The sequence below is a fragment of the Citrobacter enshiensis genome (assembly GCF_029338175.1).
Lineage (GTDB): Bacteria > Pseudomonadota > Gammaproteobacteria > Enterobacterales > Enterobacteriaceae > Citrobacter_D > Citrobacter_D enshiensis.
Genome location: NZ_CP119862.1, coordinates 1,856,357 through 1,877,225, shown reverse-complemented (window position 1 = coordinate 1,877,225; position 20,869 = coordinate 1,856,357). Strand labels below are relative to the sequence as shown.

Genomic DNA, 20,869 nt, shown 5'->3' with positions numbered 1-20,869 from the left:
ACGTGAAACCGTTGCCCCTGACGGCGGCATTACGCAGACCGAACAGGATATTCTGGGTCGCCTGCTGAGTGTGAAAGACCCGCTGGGTTTCACCACGCAGTTCCGCCACAGCAAAAACCACGCCGGGCCGCTGGGCAGCGTGGAAGAAATCAACCGCCCGGACGGCGTGCGGGAGCTGATGAGTCAGAACGGTGAAAAACTCCCGGAGAGCTTCACTGATGGCGAGGGTAAAACCACCCGCTACGAATATGGTGCATTTGACCTGCTGACAGCCGTAATCCGTCCGGATGGTGAACGACTGGAATGTCGCTACGACAAACTGACCCGCCTGACCGAAATCACCAACGCCGAAGGTGAACACTATCGCCCTGGCATATGACCTGGCCGGGCAACTGGTTGCAGAAACCGACTTTACCGGACGCACGCTGACCTACACCTACGATGCTGCGGGGCGCTGCATCCGCACCTCTTTCCCGGACGGCACACACCTGAACCGCCGCTATAACGTGACCGACCAGGTGACAGACGAGGAAGTCACACAGGGCGACAGCGACCGTATTCTGAGTGCCACCCGGTTCTGCTATGACACGCTGTGTCGTCTGGTGGAGGCAAAAAATGACGATGCCACCGTTACGTATGAATATGATAACGCCAGCCATCTTATAGCTGAAACCCTCAACGGCAGGCGTACGGAATATGCTTACGACTTAAATCTGGACACGGTTTCACAGCGCACCACAGCCGGACTGACGGAACACTTCACTCACGGGTTAATGGGTGAGCTGAAAGCCTGGCAGATAGCGGACCATGCTCCCCTGACCTTCACCCACGACCTGCGCGGCCTTGAAATCTCCAGACAGAGCGAGGCCGGATTTTACCAGCAACTGGGTTATACACAGACCGGGATGCTGACGAAGCAGAAAGCGGGCAGCCAGGCCGAACCGGATGCCCACGATAAAAACCTGCAACGTCAGTGGCTGTACGACAAAGCCTACAACCTGACCATGATAGCGGACTCGCTGCGCGGGACGATGTTTAACAGCATCACGGCCAACGACCAGATAAGCCATGCCACCTGGACGGGCAGCGGTAATGTACCGATGTGCGAGGAGCGCTTCAGTTACGACAAAAACCTGAATATCACCCGCCGCCAGACCTGGGTCAATGAGGTCCTGGACAGCGAATCACACCAGCAGCAACAGCATGGGCGGGTTGTTTCCAGAGAGCACAAAGGCTGGCGGCATCAGACACACCGCATCAATCCGGAGACCGGCAAGCCGGAGGAAGGAAAATTTGTAAGGGTGGTGAATGAACACAACATCACCTGGAAGTACGACGCTAACGGGCGGCTGGTCGAAAAACTGGTTGATAAAGGCGGCTACCGCCCTCTCCTGTGGCGCTACCGCTGGGATGCACGCAGTCAGCTTACGGGGCTGGAAACGCCGGAAGGCGAACGCTGGGAGTATAAATACGACCCGTTCGGCAGACGCATCAGCAAACGCTGTACCAACCGGGACAAACCCGGCGTTGATTTTCACTGGAACGGCGACCAGTTAACGGAGGAAATTCCGGTCAACTCCGAAGGAGAGCCTGAGTATGGAAACGCCATCCGCTGGATATATGAGCCCGGCAGTTTTACCCCGCTTGCGCGTTATGAAAAGGGCCAGCTGCATTATGCAGTGACCGACACCGTCGGGCGCATCCAGGAGTTGCTGACCGAAGAAGGCACCCATCGTCTGGCGGGGTAAGCAACAACTCTGGGGCCGTGAAGAGAGTGTGAATGACGCTAACCTCACCTGCCGGTTACGTTTTCCGGGACAGTATGAGGATGCTGAATCAGGGTTGTACTACAACCGCTTCCGGTACTATGATTGTGAAACAGGGCAGTATCTGTGTGCTGACCCGATAGGGCTGGAAGGTGGGCTGAATCTGTATGCTTATGCACCTAATCCGCTATCATGGATCGACCCGTTAGGGTTGAAATGCGGTCGCTCAGGTAAACAAGCAAGGCTTAAAGAACTAGCAAATGATCCTAAACAACCCCGGCATGTTAGAGGTTGGATACAGCAAGAGTTAAACTCAATAGCAAGAGGGAAGAGAACAAATATTCGTAACCCTCCGGGCTATGAAATGGCGCATGGTCGTGGGTACGAATCATCAAAGGGATATAGTTATAAATATTCTGAACCACAGCATACCGATCTCCATAGGCGTCAGCACAAATACGATGATTATGGGCGTAAGAATAATCCACAAGCGAGTGGAAAATATGAGGATGAAGATCTATGAAATTATCGGCAAAAGAAATAGAAATTATGTCTGCCAAACCTAATAAGGACAGATATGTATATTTTATTAAAAGAATTGTCGATAGTGAGTTGCTATGGGTCTTGGATGATGGTGGTTTTGCCTTAAGTGGTGATGATAGTGGAAATGATATGCTTATGTTATGGCCCGCACGTGAATACGCAGAGGCTTGTATTGCAGAGGGTTGGGTTAATTACAAAGCGAAAGAAATAAAACTTAGTTATCTCATGAATAATTTATTACCTGATTTATCTGAAAAGAAAATTGGAATAGGTGTATTTATGGTGCCTTCGACATCTGACACACCTATTATCAGTGCTGATAGCTTATTAACAGATTTAAAAAACGAATGCCGAAAATATAATTAATAATTAAATTAGGCTGGGTATGTAATATACCCAGCCTTTATTTTTATACTTCTTTCATCGAGCTGCCGGCAATAATGGTCAGGCACCCTTCTGATATTTTCACCGTCACACTCAACCCGGTATCAAATCCCGCCTCAGCCAGCCAGTCCGCCTTTAAGGGTCAGGCCGGGGACTGCGTGAATAATACGTGGTCATTTTGCTGTCTGCTGGCGCTGGCGTCATGATGCCCTGCATCAGGTACGAGAAATCGTTGCACCAGACGGCGGCATTACGCAAACCGAACAGGATATTCTGGGTCGCCTGTTAAGCGTGAAAGACCCGCTGGGCTTCACCACACAGTTCCGTCACAGCAAAACACACGCCGGGCCGCTGGGCAGCGTGGAAGAAATCAACCGCCCGGACGGCGTGCGTGAACTGATGGCACGTTATGAAAAAGGGCAACTGCACTATGCGGTGACAGATACGGTCGGTCGTGTCCAGGAGCTGTTAACCGAAGACGGACTGATAGTCTGGAAAGGTAAGCAACAGCTCTGGGGCCGTGAAGAAGGCATCAATAAAGATGATGCTCCCACATGCAGGTTACGTTTTCCGGGACAGTATGAGGATGCTGAATCGGGACTGTACTATAACCGGTTCCGGTACTATGATCCTGTTACGGCTCAATATATTTCATCGGACCCCATTGGGCTGGATGGGGGGATTAATCCCTATGGATATGTGCATAATCCGTCAGAATGGATAGATCCATTAGGATTGGCATTCCGTTCAGGGAAAGGAACTCATCATGCAACTGCAACTCTTTACGATAGTAAAGGAAACGTAAAAGCCACAGGGCATTGGCAAAGTGGGAATATGACGCCAAATGAGAAAGCGTTGGGTTTCCCCAAGAGTAGTCTGGCAACTCATACTGAGGCTAGAATTACTGTTGACTTAAAAGATCTTGCCAAGCCTGGTGATTTGTTAGAGATTATTGGGGAATACGCGCCCTGTAAATCATGCACAAGGAAAAATGAACGATTTTAAAGAAAGTACGGGGACTGATGTTTTATACCATTGGATAGAGGATAGTATATCCAATGTGTGGTCAGCGGGAAGATAATAGCAGAAAAGGCAACCAATATGATATCAACAATTAAATTTTCAGCTAATTTTGTAAGTTGTTATACTGAACATAATGTTCCAGTCATTGGCATAGGTGACGACCCAGAAGAGCCGAAACATTATATTATAATATCGCAATTTATTGATAAAAATGAAAGCTTTGATGATTCGATCGGGTTGCAGGGGCATTTTTTTGAAAGTGAAATATCCAATGCAATCAAAAAAATACAGATAAACAAAAGCCATTTGATTATTGATATAAAGGAAGGTAAAGGGCAAAAAATTGGGATTGATAAGATTCATATTGATTTATATATTGCAAATGAAGAGTTTGAACAATTATATCAATATATAATTGATATTTTTGATAAAAGTACCACAATAATTGAATTAAAAAAGTAACTTCAATTCTTCATCAAAACTAAGCCTACTATTGAAGATTATTAATATAGTGAACGCTTGGTAATTATATGGATGCCAAAAATAGTAGGTGATATTGGTTATGCAGTTAATATGGATAATCACAAAAACCTGAATATCACCCGCAGACAAACGTGGGTCAATGAGGTGCTGGACAGCGAATCACACCAACAGCAACAGCATGGGCGGGTTGTTTCCAGAGAGCACAAAGGCTGGCGGCATCAGACACACCGCATCAATCCGGAGACCGGCAAGCCGGAGGAAGGAAAATTTGTCCGGGTGGTGAATGAACACAACATCACCTGGAAGTACGACGCTAACGGGCGGCTGGTCGAAAAACTGGTTGATAAAGGCGGCTACCGCCCTCTCCTGTGGCGCTACCGCTGGGATGCCCGCAGCCAGTTGACCGGACTGGAGACACCGGAAGGCGAACGCTGGGAGTATAAGTACAACCCGTTCGGCAGACGTATCAGCAAACGCTGTACCAACCACGACAAACCCGGCATGGACTTCCACTGGAATGGTGACCAGCTAACGGCGGAAATTCCGGTCAATCAGGACGGTACGCAAGATGCTGAAAACAGCATCCGCTGGATATACGAGCCGGGAGATTTCACGCCAATTGCGCGTTATGAAAATGGACTACTGCATTACGCGGTAACAGATACTGTAGGTCGTATCCAGGAACTACTGACCGAAGACGGCACCATCGTCTGGCGGGGGAAACAGCAACTCTGGGGCCGCGAAGAAGGCATCAATAAAGAAGATGCGCCCACATGTCAGTTACGTTTTCCGGGGCAGTATGAGGATACAGAATCGGGACTGTACTATAACCGGTTCAGGTACTATGGTTGCGATACGGGGCAGTATCTGTGTGCTGACCCGATAGGACTGGATGGCGGGGCTAATCCTTATGGGTATGTGGCAAATCCGCTATCATGGATCGACCCGTTAGGGTTGAAATGCGGTCGCTCAGGTAAACAAGCAAGGCTTAAAGAACTAGCAAATGATCCGAAGCAACCATCATGGGTTCGGGGCTGGATAAAGAATGAGTTACGACATATTCGTAATAAAAATAGAAGAACTATCCGTTTACCCGGTAACTCAAGGAGATCTAAAGATCCGGGAAAAGTTTTAGCTCATAGAAGAGGGCAAAGGGCAAAAGATAGTAATTCTTATGAGCATTCTGATTTACAAGATGACGATCTTCATAAATTAGAACATAAACACGAAGGATATTAGGACTTATGAAAAGTGCCAAAATCGAAAACATAAAATCCCTAACTTCAGAGAATAGATTCAATTATTTTATCCGGAAAGTGGCTGACTTTGAAAAAGTATGGGGAAGTTATGGTGAAAATGGATGGTTGCACTTATCAACTAAAGAAGGGGGAGAATTGCTTCCTCTTTGGCCAGAAGAAGAGTTTTCTGTTGATTATAATACAAATCATCAGTATCAATTTTCACCCAAAGAAATAGATTTATATTATTTTTTAGACAAGTGGATCACTGGATTAGAAAAGGGCAATATTGACATTTTGATTTTCCCTATAGACAAAGGTAATGGAATTGTAATTACACCATCTGATTTTAAGAAATTATTGCAAGAAGAATTAGAACAATATGAATAAGTAGGACCGTACCGCTACGATACCTTTGCCCGCAGGATAAGCAAGCGGCGGCAGGACAGCGTAAAAGGCATCGCCGGATACGACTGCCGGTGCGCCGAAGTCCCAGTGTATGCAGACGGCACGGTCGCTACAGAGAAAAGCGTCTACTGACTGTATGAACCGGGCACCCTGACGCCGGGAGCCAGATACGAGAACGGCGAGCGCAGCGAGTCAATCCCCCCCTCACCGCCATATTTGAGAAAAGCGCGTACGAAAGTACGGGCTTTTTTTTCGTCTATGACCCACATCCCCGGCGTACGCAGATACGGTATGCTTGTGCACCCGACCAAATACTGATTGCCGGTGAATGGCTAATTTAGAAGTTGTATTTAATGCCAAGACGATAGCGCATTTCCATTTCGTCTTTTTCGTGGTTGGTGTTGTAACGAGGAACCACGCCTATTTCAGTATAAGGTGTCCAGTTTTTGTTGAGCGGCAAAGTCGCGACAACATTATACAACCAGTAATTATGATCCCCTTTGTAATCTTCATAGTTTGTAAAGCGGTATTCATAGTCACACCCGTTACGGTAAATTTATCGCTGACGTAGCCAAACTCCCAGTTGAACTGATTATAGTTTTTGTTATCTACGGATGATTTTTCATCAACCTGAATACCCGGACGCCAGCGAAATGTTGTCACCCAGCTATCAGTAATTTTATAAATGGCTTTAATTTGCGCACGATAGCCAACAAAGGTATCACCATTATCCAGATTCAAAGCAGGAGCAAGGGTTAATTTATCCGTTATTTTAAAGTTACGCCCAAATTCCCACTCGCTGCCATTGCCACTGTAACCACCATTGCCTTCTTTAAATCCATCAGACATCACTTTTGTACTTTCTGCCTGTTTACCTTCCACACTAGCAAAATACCCATTCTGGGTGGTGTGGCTCAGTTTCAGGCGATCTGCATTGGTTTTACTGTCGGCCTTATATTCATGCCGATAGTCGAGTGTTACCGCACCAGCGGAAAAAGAGAGAATAATAATAGGCAGGGTACTTAATTTAAAAAAATTGTTCATAAACACTCCATATTTTAAACATAGGAAATCTGTCGTATGGGCATTTCTGCCCATACTTTATATTCACAATTTGTCGTTATTATCAGATGGCGATTAGCCCCGTGGGGTTAACTCTTCCTTGACGGACCTTGCGACTTCTTCGGCGATTGTTGATGACAGCCCTGTATAGTTATTGGGTTCCAGAAATGTCAAAATCTCATTCGTTGTAAATAAACCTGAAATTTGAGGATCTTCACACAGCAGTTTAGAAAAACTGGATTTTTCATGTATTGACTGCATTGCCAGTGAATACATTTTTTCATGGGCCTTATCTTTTCCCAGAACGGCAGCAAGCTTCATCATTATGAACTCACTGTTATCCAGACCGCTATTAATACCGGCATTACGGCACATCTGCTCTCGGTTAACATGCAGCGTTCGGGTAAGCTCCTCAGCGCGTAAAATAATTTCCGTCATTAACGCCAGCGCTTCATGTAACGATGATTCCAGTAGCATATAAGAAGAGCTGTCCGCTTCGTAGGGACGACTTGAAGAGTTGAGCATGACAGAAGAAAGTGAGTACAGTTTCTGTGCGTTAGCGATAATACCTTTAGCAAGCTTTGGATTGACCTTATGAGGCATCGTGCTGCTGCCAACCGTTCCGGTCGTAAATCCTTCACCCAGCTCAGCGATTTCTTCCAATGAGGTACTGTAAACTTCCTCGGCGATCTTGTGGCAGCAACTGGCCAGCAATGAAAGTACCTGAACATACTCAACTTTATGGTTGGCGATATTGCGAGAAGGAACGCGCATCTCAGACATACCCAGCAGTTCAGCCATGCGAGTTTGTACCTGCCGGCCAGCTTCACCACTTGAGTTGAAGGCGCCTACGGCTCCCCCCATCATGATGCGGAATACCCTTTTTTCGCATTGTTCCATACGTTCCAGCATCATCTGGAACTCATCGATCCATACCGCAGCCTTAAAGCCAAAAGTAATGGGAATAGCGTGGCGGCCATGGGTTCGTCCTGGCATGACGGTATTCGCTTCACGGGTGGCGATCTGTGCAAGATTAAGCAGAATCTCTTCAATAACCGTTTTGAATTTAACGTGTACCTTCTTCGCTACCAGCAGTTGCGCACTCTGCTGAATATTTTGTGTGGTAACGCCATAGTGAACAAATTTTCCACTATCCGCCGGACAGGCTTTTACCAGCATTTTGAGAAAGGGCACAAAGCCATGCCCAATTTCTCTTTGCAGCTCATTAACGGTGTTAATATCGATGTTCTCAATACGACATGACTGGATAATTTTTTGGGCGTCATCCACCGGTACGATGCCTATTTCACTCTGAGCTTTTGCCAGCGCAGCTTCAATATCCAACCAGGAGCGGAATTTTTCTTCTTCGGTTAATAATGCTCTGATCCCACGATCATCCATCGTTTTTGTTTTTGAATCGTATAATGCACTCACGATTTATTCCTTATTAATCATTTGCCAGCAATCTTATCGACAATCGCGTTCTTTACAAACTCGACGTGCGGACCGAAAAACAACGTGGATATGGTTATTTTTAGGAATAAATATTCCTGAAGAGCCTGCATTTTTTAACGTCTCAGTCTGTACCTTACCCTGATCTTTTAAATCGATACGTAAGCGGGTGACACAGTTATCAACATTCTTAATATTGTCACTTCCGCCAAGGCCTTCTAATACCAGAGTGGCAATTTCCGGATAACGCTTTTCTTTAAGCAGGTTATTGTTCCTGATCTCCTCTTCCCGGCCCGGTGTCTGAATTTTGAATTTTTCAATCGCGAAGCGGAATACCACATAGAAGACAACGAAGTTCACCGCACCCAGGATAACAAGCTGAACCCAGTGGGTGTTTTCATACAGCAGTCCGAAGATACCAAAGTCGAAAATGGTGCCACGGATATAGCCAATGGAAACATCAAGGAACGCCAGAGGGATGGCCATCACCCCACAAAGCACGGTGTAGATAAAGAACAGACCTGGCGCGATAAACAGGAATGAAAACTCCAGCGGTTCCGTCACGTTGCCGAGGAAGGCGGTCAACACGATGGTCAGGATCATCCCTTTAGCAATAGGACGGTTAGCCTTAAACGAGGCGTGATACATTGCCAGACCAATAGCCGGAACACGGAAGAGCGTATTGAGCATCTGACCAGCGCCCAGGTAGGCGGTGAGTTTAGGCATCAATGACCAGCTCGGATCGTTAGGGCCAAGCTCAAAGAGGATCTTATTGGTGGCATTGAGAATACCGGTATAAGTTTCTCCATTAATCAAATAGGTCCCGCCTGCTTCGGTAAAGCGCAGCACCGAGGCCAGCACATGATGGAGACCGAAAGGGATCAGAGTGCGGTGAATAAACCAGTACACACCGACGCCGAACGTATCGTCCATCATGATGAATGAGATGCTGGTCAGCGCGGTGGTGACCCCACTCCAGACGAAAGGAATCAGCAGCCCAACAGGGATCATGTACAGGAAGGTGATGATCGGGACTGACTTCTTACCGCTGAAGAAAGCAAAAGCCAGAGGAAGTTGCAGCCGGTAAAATCGGTCGGTCACTTTTGCAGCCACCAGCCCGGAAATAATCCCCCCCATCGCTTCAATCTTCAGCGTTTGTATGCCAAGTACCAGGCCCTGGCCTACAGAAGAGAGGTCTCCCTTGGCTAACGCGCCATTCACCTTTAGCCAGACGTTCATCACGATGGTGAGCGTCAGGTAAGCCAATACCGCAGAGAATACTGCAATACCCTTCTCATTTTTGGAGAGACCATAGGCAACCCCCATGGCAAACAATAACGGGATATTGTTAAAGACGATCCCGGTAATGTCCCTCATACTTTCCAGTATCATTTTTATTACATCGTTACCGAGGAACGGTAACTTATTTATCATATAGGACTGGCTCAGCGCAGCACAGATACCCATGATCATCCCAATCGGTGCCATCACCGCTATCGGCAATAATAATGAGCGTCCAAATAACTGTATGCCGTCTTTAAATTTGTCCATCTTCATTGGATATACTCTGTCTTAATTAATCAGTAATTTTAACTATCTGAGCCCATTGTCATCTGCGTTCCCATCAACATTCAAGGTAACTTGATGTAATAAAACTGCGACAATAAGTTTCCGTGAAAACACGATAAAAAGAATTTGTGAGCATCATCTCACTATCAATTTCTGCATATTGACATGAAGGTTAAACCAACTGAAATTGTGCGCATAAAAAGGAGGTGATTATTAGCATTAATCAGTATGACATTGCTTTTCTTAGCTTTATGCAAGATAAAGGTGAGTTGGCTTTTACGGATATTCCCGAGCACTCTTCCTGGAAAGAGCTTACTCACGTTGAAACGCAGCGTCGCAAACATTAATTATTACCTTAAAACAGAGCGCATTGTCATTCATACCGACTCTTTTGTCTGCGATCTTACTTATGCTGATTTGCTTGTTTTTTTATCAAGTCTTAAAGTCAAAGACTATAACTCATCCGTTGAAGAGAGGATTAAGCTCATTCTCTTTTACGCATTTCTTTATACGACGGTAAACACATCCCGACTCTATGAAGAAATTGGAATTAGTTTAACGACGAAAAAGAAAGACTTGAAAACGCTGGAAAATTATTTATCAGCACGAGGTTTGAAGTCTGAGGTTGTCAGTCGTAAAGGGATAAGAATTACGGGTAATGAAACGGCGTGGCGGATTCTTATTATGGAGATCCTTGCATCCATTTGCGAACTGAATCACGAGGCATCCCTGGTCGGGCGCGCCGCTAACGATGTCTATGAAAGGTTGATGTTTACCCGTTTTAGTCAACAATCGTCAAACCTTACTGAGGTGGTGAACAGGTTTCATGCTGTTATCCGTGATGAGCAACTGGCGCTCTCCTACCCCGGCAAAAAATTGCTCTATATCTGGCTGCTGCTAGAGGCGATCCGTGCTCCCGAGAGTCATGTCACCCCCTGTGATATCCCCGTACTGCTGCCGCGTTATCCTCACAAGGAATACAGTGCGGAAGAGCAACTGAGGTACTATTTTATCCACTCACTCGATCAAAACAGTACGGAACTGCCACTCATCGATTTACGTCTGTATACGACTCTGAGAGCATTTTTTACTGAAGTGAGTAAAAATATCATTACTGCAATAATCTACCCTGATGCGCTTCTGCATGAACTTTATCAGTATATTCAGAAATGCATTTTGCGCAGTATTCTTGGTTACAGCCTATTTGATAATAATCTATCAAGTACGGAGAAACACTATCCCAACCTTTTTCATATTGTTCAGCAGTCAATTCAGGTTTTAGAATCGGAATACCGACTTAACCTTGATAAAAACCAGCTATCGACGATAACCCTGATAATAAAAAAACATATCAACAGCAGCAAGTTATCGGGTAGAAACAGAAAAACAGTTATCATAGTAACAAACTCTGCTGTAGAAAAGATTGACTTTTTTATCAGCCATCTCAAATTTCATCTGGATATCGATGTAAAAGAATCGATCAATATTCATGAAAAAGAACGGCTAAAAGATTTAGATGCCGATATTGTAGTCACCTTCTCAAACCGTATTTCATGGTTGCTAAATGAGATGAATGTTGACCATATTAAGGTAAATTATCACCTCAAAGATAACGACATCCGGGTTTTTATCGCTCATGGTTTCTCCAGCAATCTCAATAGAAAACTGTCCACTCACGATTTTTTAGATGCTATTGAAGGAAAGTCGAGGGAGGAGATCCATGAACTTCTTAAGCGGAACTATATGAATTATTTTACTTAACTCTCGCGACAAATTAAATTTTAGAGGCCAACCATAATCACTAAAAAACAGGGCCTGGGGATTTGTGAAAAGCCATGCTAATGTCTGATATATTACCGCCATAACATCTGGCGGTATTTTTTTCTGTTGCTGCCGTTATTCAGGCGCATCATTTATTGATTGATGGCACCGACATTAATATTCACCGGCATTCCGGAGCGACGCTCCAGTTCATGGTTGACCCGGCTGGCATCAACGCCACCGCTCGTCATGAAGGTGCGTAGCGCTGGCGTGACCGGCAGCGGGACTTTTCTGTCGGATTCATATTCGGCGCGATTACGTGACAGCGGCTCGTGAACTTCAAGCCAGCGGCTACCGTCCGGCTCTGTGGTGTATTTTCACCGGCTGGTCGATCAGTTGCACACGCGTACCACCGGCACATTGTCGAACAGATATTCAATGTCATCGTTACGTAAGCGGATACAGCCCTGACTCACCCGCAGGCCAATGCCAAAATTGGCATTCGTGCCATGGATAGCATACAGCTTGCCGATATAAATGGCATACAGTCCCCATTGGGTTTTCCGGCCCCGCAGGAACAAACGCGGGCAGGCTCTCTCCCCTTCTGGCATATTCACGTCGGGTATTGGGGTTGGACTCCAGGTCGGCGCTTCCTGTTTACGCTGTACCGATGTCACCCAGTTGCGCGGGGTTTCTCGCCCTGCCTGACCAATGCCGATGGGCAGAATTTCAACCGTATTTCCCCCACTCGGATAATAGTAGAGACGCATTTCCGCCACGTTAATCACGATGCCCTCGCGGACCGTGGCGGGCAAAATGAGCTGTTGCGGGATAACGAGAGTAGAACCCGGAACCTGGGTAGATAGACAATCCACTCCGGGGTTCGCTTCCAGCATGTTGCTCAACCCCAGGCCGTACTGAGCCGCAAACGTCTCCAGCGGTTGGGTATTTTTATCCGGTACTATCATCGTCAGTGGGCTTCCCACCAGACGACTCCCGTCAGGCGGTAGCGGGTAACTCACTGCCAGGGCGATCTGGCTGGTCAATAGCATGGCCAGAGAGCAAAACAATTTCACACGACGCATCATTTCCCTTTCCCTCAGTCGCGGCAGGAGTCAGTTAATTATAGCTTTTTGATATACGATTAGGTGTTAACGAAGGACTGTTCACGTGCAAGAGTGTAACAATAAACAGGTTTAAAAAGGAAACCCCCGCCTGTAAGCGGGGGTTTCAGAGAGTGACTACGCTTCTTTACCGTCCGGCAGTTCGATATTGCTGTCTGCCAGGTGTCCCATATTGCTGTACATCGCACAGGCCGCCTCAACAATCGGCATGGCCAGGGCGGCACCACTGCCCTCACCCCAGTCGCATCCCCATATTCAGATACGGGTCCAGTTCAAGATGCGCCAGCGCAATCCGCGCCCCTTTCTCCGCCGAGAAATGGGAAGGTATCAAATACGGCTTAATCTCAGGGGCAATGCGACAAGCCGCCAGCGCCGCCGAATAAGAGAGGAAACCATCCATCAATACGGGTAATCCGCAAGACGCAGCGCCAAGCATCACGCCAGCCATACCGACCAGATCAAAACCACCGACTTTGGCCAGAACATCAATACCGTCACGCGAGTCAGGCTGGTTCACGCTAATGGCACGACGCACCACATCTACTTTATTCCCCACTTTGGACAGCGGGAGATTGGCGCCAATCCCGACCACATCCTCAGCATCGTTTCCGGTCAGCACGCTCACGATTGCCGCGGCCGGGGTGTATTCGCCATACCCAGCTCCCCAACACCAAACAACGTCACGCCGTTTTTTGCCAGTTCCTGGGTATATCGAATCACTTCCAGCAGTAACTCTTCGGTCTGAGTGCGGCTCATTGCCGGCCCTGTGGCGATATTGCCGCAGCCGCGCGCCACTCGCATGTTTACGACGCCAGGGATAAGGTCGCAATCAATCCCGACATCGATCACATGCACCTTTGCGCCCGCCTGTGCGGCCAGCACACAGACGCCAGTCGTTCCCCGCAGCATATTCGCAGCCTGAACCGCAGTCACCACTTTAGGCGAGACGGCAACCCCTTCATCCCATACGCCGTGATCCGCGCACATCACCAACATCGCTTTTTCACCCACGTGAGGTACGCCGTTGAGACCCGGCATTCCTGCCAGTTGCACAGCCAGCGCTTCCAGGCGACCAAGACTGCCTGGCGGCTTGAGCAAACCGTCAATATGTTGCTGCGCACGCGACATCGCATCACCGTCAATCGGTGGGATCGCACGGAGTACTGAGGATAAAGTCTGCATAAGGGTTCTCATTGTGTTGGCTGACTCACAGCAGAGCCAGCAGGAAGATTAACTCACCAAGTTCGATAGCCGCGCCCAGCGTATCGCCAGTTTGTCCACCCAACGTACGTTTAAGTAATTGACCAAGAATGAAAATTGCCACCATGGTGACCACTATCGCCGCCAACCCATGCATACCCGGAAGCAGCACGGCAGCCAAAATCGCCGCTAAACCTAGCGAGACACAGGTCTGTCGCCCGGTGACTTTGCCGATAAACACATTGCCCAGCCCTTCTTCGCGGGCATAGCGATGGCGGTACATCAGCAACACGGCAATGCCTCGCCCTGCGGCACAGGCAGCGACCAGCCGACGCCAGTACAGGCGTTCCCCGCAAGGCGAGTTCCACCGATCACCAGAACCTTCGCCAGCAAGACAAAAATCAGTGCCAGTCCGCCGTGCGTTCCCAGACGACTGTCTCGCATGATCTCCAGCATGCGTTCACGGCGACGCGCAGAAAATACGCCATCGCAGGTATCTGCAAGGCCATCCAGATGAAATCCGCCCGTCAGCAACGCCAGCGTCAGCACCGCAAACAATGACGCCCAGAGGAATACCCAGCACCAGGGTTGCACGGCCATAAACACCAGACCACTTAACCCACCCAGCACAAGGCCAATCAGCGGAAACATCACAATGCCGCGTGAATACTGATCGAAATCCAGCCCCTGCGACCAGCGGACGGGAACGGGCAAACGACTGATAAACGAAAGCATTGCCCAGAACAACTTACTCATTTAATTTTGACTCCAATACCTGACACCACCAGCCACACCTCATCCGGCAGCGCTGGCAAGCCGTTGGTTAACCCGGCCGGCAATATCGCGAAAATGGCGCGCCAGACGGTTCTCCGGGACGATGCCCATCCCAACTTCGTTGGTCACCAGCACCACGTTTGCAGGACAGCGCTGGCAGGCGGCAATCAGCGCGTGGACCTCGTCCTCAATAGCGCGTTCCATCGCCGCATAATCCCAGCTATCGGGATCGCTCTCTCCCCCCAACGCAAACAGCATGTTGGTCACCATTGTCGTGATGCACTCCAACAAAATGGCCTCATTGGGATCGTTTTGCGCTGTGATCAATTCATCAAGCTGTTGCCAGCGCTCGGCGGTACGCCAGTGCGCCGGTCGTCCGTCCCGATGATGTTGAATTCGCGCCGCCATCTCCTCGTCAAAAACCTGAGACGTTGCGATGTATAATACCTGCGGCGAATCCGCAATCAGCGCCTCGGCATGTCGGCTTTTTCCACTGCGCGCCCCGCCCGTTACCAGAATCATCATACAGGCTCCTGATGTTGTTGCATGATTTGATAAATTTTATCAATATCAATATGTTCGCGCATCCCCTCAGCCAGCAGATCGAACTGCTGCAATTTGTACTGCCCATACTGAAAAGTCATATCCAGGGGTTCCAGACCTTTACGCACGCGCAGGCCATTGATCAGAGCACGGGTAAAATCATCGCTATCAAACAGGCCATGCAGGTAGGTGCCCAAACGCCAGTCCGTCCTCGGTCACCGCGCCATCCGCCACATGTTGCCCATTTTTTCGTAGCTGCATCACTGAGCGGCAATCCTCGTTCAGCGCGGTTTCCCCCATGTGAATTTCATAACCGCGTACGGGTAAGCCTGAAGCCGCAGCCAGCCATCCGGGCAGCGCGGGCGACATTGTCGCCTCTACCTGAGTCGTGGTTTTATGCTGTGCAAAATGGGTGACGGTGTTGAGTAAGCCAAGCCCCGGCAGCGTGCCCAGCCCGGACTCCACTTCATCAATGATGGTATCGCCGAGGATCTGGTAGCCGCCGCAAATGCCCATGATGGGTACGCTGCGTTGATGTGCCTGTAAAACAGCATGCGCCATACAGCTTTCGCGCATCCACACCAGATCGCCCAACGTGTTTTTACTACCGGGCAGGAGAACCAAATCGACCGTTTCCAGCTCTTCAGGATGCCGCACGTAGCGTACCCGGACATCCGGGTGGGCTGCCAGCGCGTTGAAATCCGTAAAATTTGAGATGTGTCGGCAGTTGAACAAACTGCAATATCGATATCGCGTTTTTCGGTGCGCAGGTATTTCCCTTTTTGCAGCGCAACGCCATCTTCATCTTCCAGATCCACATCCAGCCAGGGCATTACGCCAGCACCGGCACCCCGTTCAATGATTCAATTTGTTCAATGCCGGAGTAAAGCAGCGCCACATCGCCTCTGAATTTGTTGATGATGACCCCTTTCACTCTGGCGCGTTCATGGTCGTGCAGCAGAGCCAGCGTGCCATAAATAGAGGCGAAGACCCCACCCCGGTCGATATCCGCCACCAGGATCACCGGGCATTTTGCCATCTCCGCCATCCCCATATTGACGATGTCTACGAATTCGCGCAGGTTTATCTCTGCCGGGCTGCCGCCCCCTCCAGCACGATGACGTCATGTCCTGCGCCAGGCTGCCTGTATACCTCGAGGATCTGTTCCCGTAGCCGCGGTTTAATTTCGTGGTAGCTGACGGCATCCATATCGGTGGCCACTTTACCCATCAGCACCACTTGCGCTTTGCGATCGCTGGTGGGTTTTAGCAGGACCGGATTCATCCGCACGTCGGGTGTGATCCCCGCGGCCTCCGCCTGAAAGATCTGCGCGCGGCCCATCTCTTTGCCATCCGGGCGTGATACCGGGAGTTCAGCGCCATATTCTGCGATTTAAAAAGGCGCCGTGCGCAGACCGGTCCTGATAAAAAATACGGGCACAGCCCTGCCACCAGCACGCTTTTACCCACATCAGGATGCCGTTCCCTGCAACATTATTGCCTGCGTCATGACGCCTCCTTCAGTGCGTTCTCTCGCATACGACTAAAAAATTCAGCTTCGGTTTTACACAGCGGTAGCCCCAATTGGGCATGCAGGTTCACCAGCCAGGGCTGCGTTAACCCGGCTTGTTCGATTAATTCAGTACGGGCGAACACCTCGCCCGGCTCGCCATGCGCCAGCACTTCGCCACGGCGCAGGACATACACCGCATCGCTGACTTCATAGATGAGATCGATATCGTGGCTGGAGATGACGACGTGATTCCCCTGCGCCACAATTCGCTTGATGATGTCGATCATTTGCGTTCTTCCGGCAGGATCGAGACCTGCCGTCGGTTCATCCAGCAACAAATAACGGGCCTGTAATACCATCGCACCCGCAATCGCCACCCGTTTTTTCTGCCCGTGGCTTAAACACTGGATCGGGTTGATGGCGGAATAATGCTGGGGCATCAACCAGCGTCAGCGCATCCTCCACACGCCGGGCTATTTCGGCTTCCGCCACGCCCAGATTGCGCAGGCTAAACGCAATGTCGCTATCGATGTCGGTATAGAATATTTGCTGATCGGGGTCCTGAAAGACGGTAGCCACCTGTTGGCGTAACGCCAGCAAGCCGCGTTTACTGTAATCCAACGGTTTTCCCTGCCACAGAACCGCCCCTTTTTGTGGGCGCAGAAGGCCGCTCAGGTTCATAAACAGCGTCGATTTCCCGCAGCCATTCGCGCCGACTAATCCGGTCACAGAATGCGCGAGAAAATCCAGCGTGAGCCCCTTTGAGTACCTGCTCATCCTGATAGCGAAACCAGAGCTCTGTCGTGGCAAGCATGCTTTTCCTTACAGGTGAAAATCACCCTGATACAGTTTGATATCCAGCGTGGTAGCCATTTGCTGATAGCGAATCAGCACGCGAGTAAACAGTAATCCGACCAACATCGCCAGAGAACGGTAGCTTTTCGGCAGACTACGATAACCAAAACGCAGCGTTTGCGCGCGATGAATGGCAAGCGCTTCGTCTAACAGAATAAAAATGAAGCGCCAGGTCAGCAGGATCTGCTCGGTGAGCAGTCGCGGCACACGCGCGCGTTTAAGCAATACAATCAGCTGTGGAAACGGTAGATTCAGTACCAGCCAGAACGTTGATGCCAGTGCGGCCAGGCTACGCCAGAAGGTTTCGTTCGCGGTGATAAGCCCTGAAGAGGTAATACCAAGCCAGTACGATCCGACAGGCAAACTGACCAACAGCGACTGGGGATCGCGGCTTACGCTAAACAGAATCGTCACCACCCCAACCACTAAAAAACCAAAGGGCAAGGCCATCCACCTGCACCAGCGCCATACCGAGAGGCGTAACAACCAGCAGGTCAGGTCCGGCGGTAAACAGGAGCTCGATACCCTGCCCTCCATGGCGGCAGGGGTGAACGCCAGCGTCATCATCACCGTCCAGAGCAAAAACTTTCGCTCCGGTGATACATGAAACCAGCGACTCTGGTAGCTAAGCCTGTCAAGCCCGGTCATCACGACGTTGTCTACCTTTGCAATAACCCAGAATGTAGAAAATCACTGCCGCGCCAAGCGAACCCTGCAGGGTGAACAGCAAACTTTCGATTTCACCACTGGCCGGTTCATACAGTGGGTCGAACCAGGGGTTTATAATCCGGCGCAATGGCCTGGATCTGGCTTTCGGCTTCCCCATCAGCACCGCCGTATTCGCCGCCATGATTAATGAAGAACGGCAGGATCACCAGGGCTATCACCATGCTCAACAATATCAGCGTCTTTTTCATCCTAATGTCCTTGTGCGGTAATCAACCGCCGCTTGGTCAACTGGTCGTAGATCATGACGGTTAACAACCCTTCCGCGATCGCAATCGGAATCTGTGTTAAACAGAAAATGCCCATAAATTTGACGATGGATCCTGGCGCGCCCGCCTGCGGATCCGGGAAGGCAACCCCAAGCTGTACAGAGGTGACGAAATAGGTCACCAGATCCGCCAGCATCGCGCACAAGAAGACCCCAACATCGCGGCGCAATCCTGCGCGACAGGCCAGTTGCCACACCAGATATCCAACAACCGGCCCAATCACCGCCATCGACATGCCATTCGCACCCAGCGTGGTCAGCCCGCCATGCGCCAGCAACAATGCCTGGAAGAGCAGAACGATCGCGCCAAGAACCGCCACCACGCCGGGTCCAAACAGAATGACCGCCAGACCAACGCCGGTCGGATGAGAACAGCTCCCGGGTCACGGAAGGGATTTTCAGCGCCGAGAGCACGAAAATGAATGCCCCGCACAGCGCCAGCAGCACTTTTTGATGGTTATCTTCCTGGACAATCTGCCGCAGGCGAACCAGTCCGTACCACAGGCAAGGGTAAAAACACAGCAGCCACCATGCCAACGCCCACATCGGCGGCAGAAAACCCTCCATGATGTGCATCGCGAACGCCTGCTCGGGAACCACCATCAGCAATAGCGCCGCAGCCCAACCCACTGAATGACAGTTGCTTCAGCTGTTTTTTCGAGTATCATTCCTCATACTCCCACCGTTTGTTGACCAGAATGGTCGAGAAGTAAGGCAGCGACTGCTCATCACTCACCTCATCCAGATGGCGCCAGCATTGCTCGCCAGGCAGGGTGGCTTCAGCCATCATCAGGGCACAGTCCAGTAAACCTTCCTGTTTGCAGCAACGCTTTAATACGCGTGAACCTGCCGTACACCTTCATGAGCACCAGGCTTTCGTGCTGCTTTAGCGCCTGCTGAATTTCAGCTTCCGGTGCCGTACAGGAGATCACAGCCAGCGACTGTTGTTCCATTGCCAGCGGCGTTTTTGAGCGGGCGGCAATGGCGGCAAACGAGGTGACGCCAGGGACAATTTCCAACCACTCCGGGTTGCCAATACGCTGCAGTAAAAAGACCCAGGTGCTGAACAACATGGCATCGCCCAGCGTGATAAAGCCAACCTGTTTTCCGGCCTTAACTTCTTTGACCAGCGCGGCGGCGACCTCGTCCCAGACGGCCTCTTTCTCGGCGCTGTCGGCACTCATCGGGAAATGGCAGCAGCGCACCTCTGTCTGTTCGCCGATATATTCACGCACAATGGAGAGCGCCAGGCTGTCACCGCCTTTACGGCCCGGCCGGGGCATATAAAATATCCAGTGAACCGAGGATCCGCGCCCCACGAACCGTGGATCAGGATCGGTGACGCACCAGGACCCGTGCTCAACGCATACAGTTTACCGCTCATGCTGCTTCCTCCACTGCCATTTCCAGCGCGTGTTGCAGGTGCGCGACAAACATCGCGCGAACTGCCGGATGTTTCTCCCAGCCCACTTTAACCACGGCGTGGCCGGAATACCTGCGGCGTTAAAGCGTGTTTTCCAGGAGTCCTCTTCATCAGAGGCCATGTCGTTGATGGCGTGATCGCCCGCGACCAGCATCAACGGCATAAGATGCACACCGCTAACGCCTTCTTTACCCAGACTCTCAATGAGGATCTCGACTTCCGGGTAACTCTCGACCGCCCCCACGCGAGCCGGAAAACCCTGCGCCGTCATCATATGGTCAAGGCACGCATAGGCGGCGAACGCATGATGGCTGGCGCCATGCCCCCATAAACACCACCTTCTCGGTTGTCTCAAGCGTGGGCATCTGTTGCTGCAACGCCAGCATCAGTTGCGTGTAATCACGATGACTGCTCAATAACGGCGCCCCCAGCGTCAGACGGGAAAACAGCGGGCGCATACTTTGCACTTCGCGCACGATTTTTTCGTATTCATCACCGTTAATGATGTGCAGAGACTGAATGGCAACGTCCTGATATCCCTGCGCGGCGAGTTTTTGCAATGCCTGCAACGGCGTGTCGATATCAATACCATCGCGCTGTTTAAGTTTGCGGATGATCATCCCGGAGGTGAAAGCGCGAAACGGATCTCTGTCAGGGCAACTTGCCGCCAAATCGCGCTCGCAGGCCACAATATTTTTCTCACAGGTGTCGTGATAGCTGGTGCCAAAACTGACGACCAGAAGTGCTTTTTCATG

Annotated in this window: 18 protein-coding genes and 11 pseudogenes; 11 read left to right on the top strand and 18 right to left on the bottom strand. The window is 50.0% G+C overall.

Annotation, left to right across the window (positions count from 1 at the left end):
• The first annotated feature begins 70 nt into the window (after positions 1-70).
• Genes P2W74_RS09000 through P2W74_RS08985 form a run of 4 tightly spaced genes read left to right on the top strand, consistent with a single transcriptional unit; the run spans position 71 to position 2,675 of the window.
• On the top strand, positions 71-379 hold the full coding sequence (locus P2W74_RS09000; protein ID WP_276294731.1) for a hypothetical protein: 309 nt from the start codon (positions 71-73) through the stop codon (positions 377-379).
• On the top strand, positions 354-1,748 hold the full coding sequence (locus tag P2W74_RS08995) for an RHS repeat domain-containing protein (RefSeq protein ID WP_276294730.1): 1,395 nt from the start codon (positions 354-356) through the stop codon (positions 1,746-1,748). The genes P2W74_RS09000 and P2W74_RS08995 overlap by 26 nt, the downstream gene beginning before the upstream one ends.
• Before the next feature lie 28 nt (positions 1,749-1,776).
• Positions 1,777-2,289: an RHS repeat-associated core domain-containing protein gene (locus tag P2W74_RS08990; RefSeq protein ID WP_276294729.1), complete on the top strand. Its 513-nt coding sequence runs from the start codon at positions 1,777-1,779 to the stop codon at positions 2,287-2,289.
• Complete coding sequence (locus P2W74_RS08985) at positions 2,286-2,675, top strand: DUF2750 domain-containing protein (RefSeq protein WP_276294728.1); 390 nt, start codon at positions 2,286-2,288, stop codon at positions 2,673-2,675. The genes P2W74_RS08990 and P2W74_RS08985 overlap by 4 nt, the downstream gene beginning before the upstream one ends.
• A 43-nt stretch (positions 2,676-2,718) precedes the next feature.
• On the opposite strand, the pseudogene P2W74_RS08980 reads toward P2W74_RS08985, so the two are convergent.
• Positions 2,719-2,832, bottom strand: a pseudogene (locus P2W74_RS08980) (SymE family type I addiction module toxin); the annotation flags it as partial.
• Positions 2,833-3,245: 413 nt separating this feature from the next.
• Between P2W74_RS08980 and P2W74_RS23525 the strand changes: the two are divergent.
• From P2W74_RS23525 to P2W74_RS08960, 6 genes and pseudogenes are all read left to right on the top strand, one after another.
• Positions 3,246-3,434: pseudogene (locus P2W74_RS23525) on the top strand (RHS repeat-associated core domain-containing protein); the annotation flags it as partial.
• Positions 3,429-3,698, top strand: a complete 270-nt coding sequence (locus P2W74_RS23520) for a hypothetical protein (protein ID WP_412767234.1) — start codon at positions 3,429-3,431, stop codon at positions 3,696-3,698. The pseudogene P2W74_RS23525 and the gene P2W74_RS23520, both read left to right, overlap by 6 nt.
• A complete protein-coding gene (locus tag P2W74_RS23515) occupies positions 3,685-3,774 on the top strand; it encodes a hypothetical protein (protein WP_412767221.1) in 90 nt (29 codons plus the stop codon). Before P2W74_RS23520 ends, P2W74_RS23515 begins: the two co-directional genes overlap by 14 nt.
• Positions 3,756-4,178 carry a hypothetical protein gene (locus P2W74_RS08970; protein WP_276294726.1) on the top strand — a complete coding sequence of 141 codons (423 nt, stop codon included), beginning with the start codon at positions 3,756-3,758 and terminating at the stop codon, positions 4,176-4,178. The genes P2W74_RS23515 and P2W74_RS08970 overlap by 19 nt, the downstream gene beginning before the upstream one ends.
• 72 nt (positions 4,179-4,250) lie before the next feature.
• A complete protein-coding gene (locus P2W74_RS08965; protein ID WP_276294725.1) occupies positions 4,251-5,438 on the top strand; it encodes an RHS repeat-associated core domain-containing protein in 1,188 nt (395 codons plus the stop codon).
• 5 nt (positions 5,439-5,443) lie between these two features.
• On the top strand, positions 5,444-5,827 hold the full coding sequence (locus P2W74_RS08960; protein ID WP_276294724.1) for a DUF2750 domain-containing protein: 384 nt from the start codon (positions 5,444-5,446) through the stop codon (positions 5,825-5,827).
• A 355-nt stretch (positions 5,828-6,182) separates the two neighbouring features.
• Here P2W74_RS08960 and P2W74_RS08955 read toward each other — a convergent pair whose 3' ends face one another.
• The 4 genes from P2W74_RS08955 to P2W74_RS08940 all read right to left on the bottom strand — a co-directional run bounded on the left by P2W74_RS08955 (position 6,183) and on the right by P2W74_RS08940 (position 9,916).
• A complete protein-coding gene (locus P2W74_RS08955) occupies positions 6,183-6,326 on the bottom strand; it encodes an oligogalacturonate-specific porin KdgM family protein (protein ID WP_276294723.1) in 144 nt (47 codons plus the stop codon).
• Positions 6,266-6,889, bottom strand: coding sequence for an oligogalacturonate-specific porin KdgM family protein (locus P2W74_RS08950; protein WP_276294722.1), 624 nt, complete (start codon positions 6,887-6,889; stop codon positions 6,266-6,268). The genes P2W74_RS08955 and P2W74_RS08950 overlap by 61 nt, the downstream gene beginning before the upstream one ends.
• 93 nt (positions 6,890-6,982) lie before the next feature.
• Positions 6,983-8,341, bottom strand: a complete 1,359-nt coding sequence (locus P2W74_RS08945; RefSeq protein ID WP_276294721.1) for a class-II fumarase/aspartase family protein — start codon at positions 8,339-8,341, stop codon at positions 6,983-6,985.
• Between the two features lie 33 nt (positions 8,342-8,374).
• Entirely contained in the window at positions 8,375-9,916 is a 1,542-nt protein-coding gene (locus P2W74_RS08940) for a PTS transporter subunit EIIC (protein ID WP_276294720.1), read from the bottom strand.
• Positions 9,917-10,249: 333 nt separating this feature from the next.
• Between P2W74_RS08940 and P2W74_RS08935 the strand changes: the two genes are divergently transcribed.
• Entirely contained in the window at positions 10,250-11,689 is a 1,440-nt protein-coding gene (locus P2W74_RS08935; RefSeq protein ID WP_276294719.1) for a PRD domain-containing protein, read from the top strand.
• A gap of 152 nt (positions 11,690-11,841) precedes the next feature.
• On the opposite strand, the gene P2W74_RS08930 is transcribed toward P2W74_RS08935, so the two are convergent.
• From P2W74_RS08930 to cbiK, 13 genes and pseudogenes are all read right to left on the bottom strand, one after another.
• Positions 11,842-12,015: a hypothetical protein gene (locus P2W74_RS08930; protein ID WP_276295153.1), complete on the bottom strand. Its 174-nt coding sequence runs from the start codon at positions 12,013-12,015 to the stop codon at positions 11,842-11,844.
• A 66-nt stretch (positions 12,016-12,081) separates the two neighbouring features.
• The gene (locus P2W74_RS08925) at positions 12,082-12,777 is read right to left on the bottom strand and encodes a L,D-transpeptidase family protein (protein WP_276294718.1); all 696 of its coding nucleotides are present in this window, start codon (positions 12,775-12,777) and stop codon (positions 12,082-12,084) included.
• Between the two features lie 153 nt (positions 12,778-12,930).
• Positions 12,931-13,023 (bottom strand): hypothetical protein, encoded by a 93-nt coding sequence (locus P2W74_RS08920; RefSeq protein ID WP_276294717.1) that lies wholly within the window; start codon positions 13,021-13,023, stop codon positions 12,931-12,933.
• Between the two features lie 22 nt (positions 13,024-13,045).
• Positions 13,046-13,941 (bottom strand): annotated as a pseudogene (gene cobT, locus P2W74_RS08915) (nicotinate-nucleotide--dimethylbenzimidazole phosphoribosyltransferase).
• A gap of 79 nt (positions 13,942-14,020) precedes the next feature.
• Positions 14,021-14,769 (bottom strand): annotated as a pseudogene (gene cobS / locus P2W74_RS08910) (adenosylcobinamide-GDP ribazoletransferase).
• Positions 14,766-15,312 (bottom strand): annotated as a pseudogene (gene cobU / locus P2W74_RS08905) (bifunctional adenosylcobinamide kinase/adenosylcobinamide-phosphate guanylyltransferase). Before cobU ends, cobS begins: the two co-directional pseudogenes overlap by 4 nt.
• Positions 15,309-16,839, bottom strand: a pseudogene (locus P2W74_RS08900) (cobyric acid synthase). Before P2W74_RS08900 ends, cobU begins: the two co-directional pseudogenes overlap by 4 nt.
• A pseudogene (locus P2W74_RS08895) lies at positions 16,836-17,656 on the bottom strand (energy-coupling factor ABC transporter ATP-binding protein). The pseudogenes P2W74_RS08900 and P2W74_RS08895 overlap by 4 nt, the downstream one beginning before the upstream one ends.
• Positions 17,657-17,664: 8 nt before the next feature.
• Positions 17,665-18,345: an energy-coupling factor ABC transporter transmembrane protein gene (locus P2W74_RS08890; protein ID WP_276295152.1), complete on the bottom strand. Its 681-nt coding sequence runs from the start codon at positions 18,343-18,345 to the stop codon at positions 17,665-17,667.
• Positions 18,332-18,614: pseudogene (locus P2W74_RS08885) on the bottom strand (energy-coupling factor ABC transporter substrate-binding protein). The gene P2W74_RS08890 and the pseudogene P2W74_RS08885 overlap by 14 nt, the downstream one beginning before the upstream one ends.
• A 1-nt stretch (position 18,615) precedes the next feature.
• Positions 18,616-19,340, bottom strand: a pseudogene (cbiM, locus tag P2W74_RS08880) (cobalt ECF transporter S component CbiM).
• Positions 19,341-19,355: 15 nt separating this feature from the next.
• Positions 19,356-20,075 (bottom strand): annotated as a pseudogene (locus tag P2W74_RS08875) (cobalt-factor II C(20)-methyltransferase).
• A pseudogene (gene cbiK, locus P2W74_RS08870) lies at positions 20,072-20,854 on the bottom strand (sirohydrochlorin cobaltochelatase). Before cbiK ends, P2W74_RS08875 begins: the two co-directional pseudogenes overlap by 4 nt.
• Positions 20,855-20,869 lie beyond the last annotated feature (15 nt).